Consider the following 3558-nt stretch of genomic DNA (forward strand, 5'->3'; position numbering starts at 1 on the left):
GCGACCGAAAAGGACACCGCCCTCCCGAGGCGGAACTCGGGTGGCGGAACTCGGGTGGCGGAACTCGGGAATGATGGGGGGCTCCCGAATCGCAAATCGGGTGTTACAGCTCAAGCCTCATAAGGTCTTCTGCAAGGATAACCTCGCCTTCAACATAGTCCTTCAGACGGTGTACTGCTTCTCTTTCATGTCCTCTCATTTCTGGATAGAAATGTGTCAGGCAGATGCTTCCAATCTCTTTATTGTATTCTTCGAGAATTTCAGCCAGGGTGCTCGGTGTTGTGTGATTTGTTACTTTTGTGCCGGCGGGAAAAGAGCATTCATGAATCAGGAGATCAGCTTCAACTGCAAGGTCCATTACATCTCTACAGGGTTCAGTGTCCCCTGAGTAAACAAATTCTCCATCTTCTGCAGTCACGCGGTATGCCAGAGTAGGTATGCTGTGGGAGGCGGCTGCACAGGTTATTTCACAGTCAAACCCTTCAGGTGTGAATTCTTTTCCCGGAGGTAGCTCTATAACATCTGCGTCTACCCCGTCCATGATATATTCATAAGCCCCAAGAACCGTTGAAAACCAGTCTTCGGTCCCTTCAGGGCCATAGATCCGCATATCTGTCTTTCCTCTGAGCCAGTTAGCCTTCAGCAGGGGGATCAGGTCAGCAACATGGTCAAGGTGAAGATGTGAAAGAAGTACGGTATCAACATTCGTATGTAAGATTCCGGCATCGGGAAACCGGCTCAAAACGCCGCTCCCGCAGTCAATAAGAAGAGGTTTTTCCTCAAGACCGACTAATACTCCGGACTGTACCCGACCCTTCTGAGGGATCGCAACTCCAGTGCCAAGAAATGTAATCTCCATAAGGTAGAGAATAAACTTTAAATAATTTAACTTTATTTAAAGCATGTCTGCTTAACGAAATTTTTGCGGCTTAGAAGGTCTGATTTTTTTTAGGCGCGAGGGTTGCCCAGCCAGGCCAAAGGCGTCGGACTTAAGATCCGATATCGAAGGATTTCGTGGGTTCGAATCCCACCCCTCGCATCTGTCTCTAAAAGTCCTGTTTCTCTATGCATAACATAAAATCAATATTTTTTACATTAAAATCCTGCTTAAATTTTGATCTGTTTACATAAAATCGATACTGTTCCACCTCGTATTTTTCTTAAAATATTTGATAACTGTTGTGGAAAATGAGATAATCCTTAATAAAGCAAGAGAGGACGGTATTTCCTGAAGGCAAGATTGCGACAGTGCCGCCGAACCCCTGCAGAAATCTTACACATACGTTGCTTTTTCTCATATCCATAACCTCGCATTTTTTGAATATGATAGGAAGTTCCTGTAGAACGCAATGTTATTTTTGGCAAAATCACAAAATTTATATTGGAATCCGTAGATTACTATATACGCGAATAAGATCCATCAGAAAAATCATAAGGATCACTACTGCTTTTATATTAAAAATTCGCGGGCAAAATCCCCTTTAAGCAAGGATTGACACAGTAACTGTACCATTGTAGCACAATTGGTTGTTGATACGGATATCGCAGAGCATTCAGCATTTAAGCTGAAAGGGTAAAATCACCTGTATTTCTTCTTCTTTTTGGGTGGTATATCGAAGCGACATTATTGTATCAATGAAATTGCAGAGGTGATGATCGTGAACATAGAAAAGAAGCGTTTATTAAAAGCATTTGGATTTAAGCGAGAGGTTGCGGTAATTAAGGCGTGCAGATGTCCGTTATGTGCGGAAATAGTAGATAAAAGAGAGTTCAGGAACAAAGCTTTTGTAAAGGAATTCGAGAGTTCCGGGTTATGTCAGGGATGTCAGGACACGGTTTTCGGATATAGAGTAGCATGGTGACAGATTTTTTAAGAGATTAGTATTGACTAATTTCTTTTTATCCTGAAAAACCCTGTTTCTGTATTTATATTTTAAACTCACTCAAAAAGTGGGCGACGTTTTATATTATATATACCTGCATGAACATGTCATGTTTCCTCGGAGACACTGTATAACGCAGAGATAGTTATAGAAGGATTTTATCTATTCCTGTTTATCTGGCACATATGTGTGTCGTCCTGAAGCCTCAAAATCAATGCTCTTTTTATATCATCAGGCTAAAGAGTATGTTCCTTTATTCTTGCAAATCCTGAAAAATCTGGGTTATATTCCAGAAAATAATCTCTTTTGAATACCCTGGAGATGCAGCAAAAATATTTTCACAGTTTTTTGGATTTTAGAAGAACAATCATAAGTTATTTTGCAAAAATTTATTTCTGGTAGACGCTATGATTAGTAAAATAAATATATCACTAAAACCATAACTTACTAATTAAATTATTTCAGTTAGAAAAATCACACAAAATCATGCATAATTATCAGACAGGATGGTGTGCTTTTACTTTGTAGCTGAAAAGAAAGACACTGCAGCATATTCAGAGATCAGTAATTTTTGAAATTCAAAGGAAGTTTTGTTTGTAATCATGTTTCTAACAGGATATATCATTGAATGAATCGGGACTCCGGGAGGGAAATTATATGACCAGAAAAACAGATGATGTCGTGTGTCCAAATCCAGAATGTGCATATTATCTTAAAGCTGAAGGAAAGGCAATAATAAAACGTGGAAAATACAAAACCGGACATCAGAGATACTACTGTAAACATTGTGAGAAATTTTTTATGGATACAATAGGCACGGCTGTTTACCGCAAACATCTTTCTAAAGAAGAAATCAGAATGATATACCGTCTTTTTCTTGAAAAAAATGGGATACGAAGCATTGAAAGGATAACAGGACATCACAGGGATACAATTAGCAACCTGCTAAAAGATACTGTAAAGAATGAAAAAACAGAAGAATATCTGATCAATCAGATAGGACTGACGGCTGAAGAATGTGAGAAATTATGGGTATTTTTAGAAAAAAAGAGAAGCTCTTCCCGAAAATCTACCTGAAAAGATGCTAACTATCACTTTTGTGAAGCTGTTACATTAAGAATTTCTTTTATATTACTTACTCTTTTGAATTTTTTATTGCCCAATCACAAGAATTTATTAAAGTAGTAAGTATTTTATAAGAGGGCATGCGTCCATTAAGCAACTTCTGCACTCTGTAAACTGACAGATGCCTGATAACCGGTTATGTGAAATCGGTGTATGTAAAGTAAACTTTTTGAAACCACTGATTTTTCAGTTAACCGTGTGTCTACATCTGACAGTGAAGGTATTCGGGAGGCTGAGTGCACAGGTCATATAAGCTACATTCCTGACTGAAACAAAAAAAGCATGAGATTCTGGAATTCAGCCATTAGAATATACAAAAAAGATCAAGCTTAACATGTTTTGGACTTTTTGATGTGATTAAAAGATAAAGAGTCAAACAGGAGTTAGAATTTACCGTTGATGTTAACGTTCCTGAGGATGCAGATGGTGGATATTCTCAAGCCCGCATAGACTTCACAGATGATTCATATTCCGAAGAATATGGTTATTATACCTATTCACTGGATCTTTACATCAATATTCCAGTATATCAAAAGCTTGAGCTTCAGAC

3 protein-coding genes and 1 tRNA gene are annotated in these 3558 nt (G+C 38.5%); 3 read left to right on the plus strand and 1 reads right to left on the minus strand.

Annotated features, from left to right (window positions below; genetic code table 11):
• Positions 1-103: 103 nt before the first annotated feature.
• A complete protein-coding gene (locus PLL47_RS14675; protein WP_324447293.1) occupies positions 104-859 on the minus strand; it encodes an MBL fold metallo-hydrolase in 756 nt (251 codons plus the stop codon).
• A 95-nt stretch (positions 860-954) separates the two neighbouring features.
• Between PLL47_RS14675 and PLL47_RS14680 the strand changes: the two genes are divergently transcribed.
• The 3 genes from PLL47_RS14680 (at position 955) to PLL47_RS14690 (ending at position 2960) form a co-directional block, all read left to right on the plus strand.
• A tRNA-Leu gene (locus PLL47_RS14680) sits at positions 955-1039 on the plus strand.
• Positions 1040-1652: 613 nt separating this feature from the next.
• On the plus strand, positions 1653-1862 hold the full coding sequence (locus tag PLL47_RS14685) for a hypothetical protein (protein WP_324447295.1): 210 nt from the start codon (positions 1653-1655) through the stop codon (positions 1860-1862).
• 678 nt (positions 1863-2540) lie between these two features.
• Positions 2541-2960, plus strand: a complete 420-nt coding sequence (locus PLL47_RS14690; protein ID WP_324447297.1) for an IS1/IS1595 family N-terminal zinc-binding domain-containing protein — start codon at positions 2541-2543, stop codon at positions 2958-2960.
• Positions 2961-3558: the final 598 nt, after the last annotated feature.

Origin of the sequence: Methanosarcina sp. (assembly GCF_035390745.1) — an archaeon.
Lineage (GTDB): Archaea > Halobacteriota > Methanosarcinia > Methanosarcinales > Methanosarcinaceae > Methanosarcina.

Excerpts from the sequence above, each read along its gene's own strand:
- PLL47_RS14690 (WP_324447297.1), top strand. The coding sequence starts at position 2,541 with ATGACCAGAAAAACAGATGATGTCGTGTGTCCAAATCCAGAATGTGCA.
- PLL47_RS14675 (WP_324447293.1), bottom strand. The coding sequence starts at position 859 with ATGGAGATTACATTTCTTGGCACTGGAGTTGCGATCCCTCAGAAGGGT.
- PLL47_RS14685 (WP_324447295.1), top strand. The coding sequence starts at position 1,653 with ATGATCGTGAACATAGAAAAGAAGCGTTTATTAAAAGCATTTGGATTT.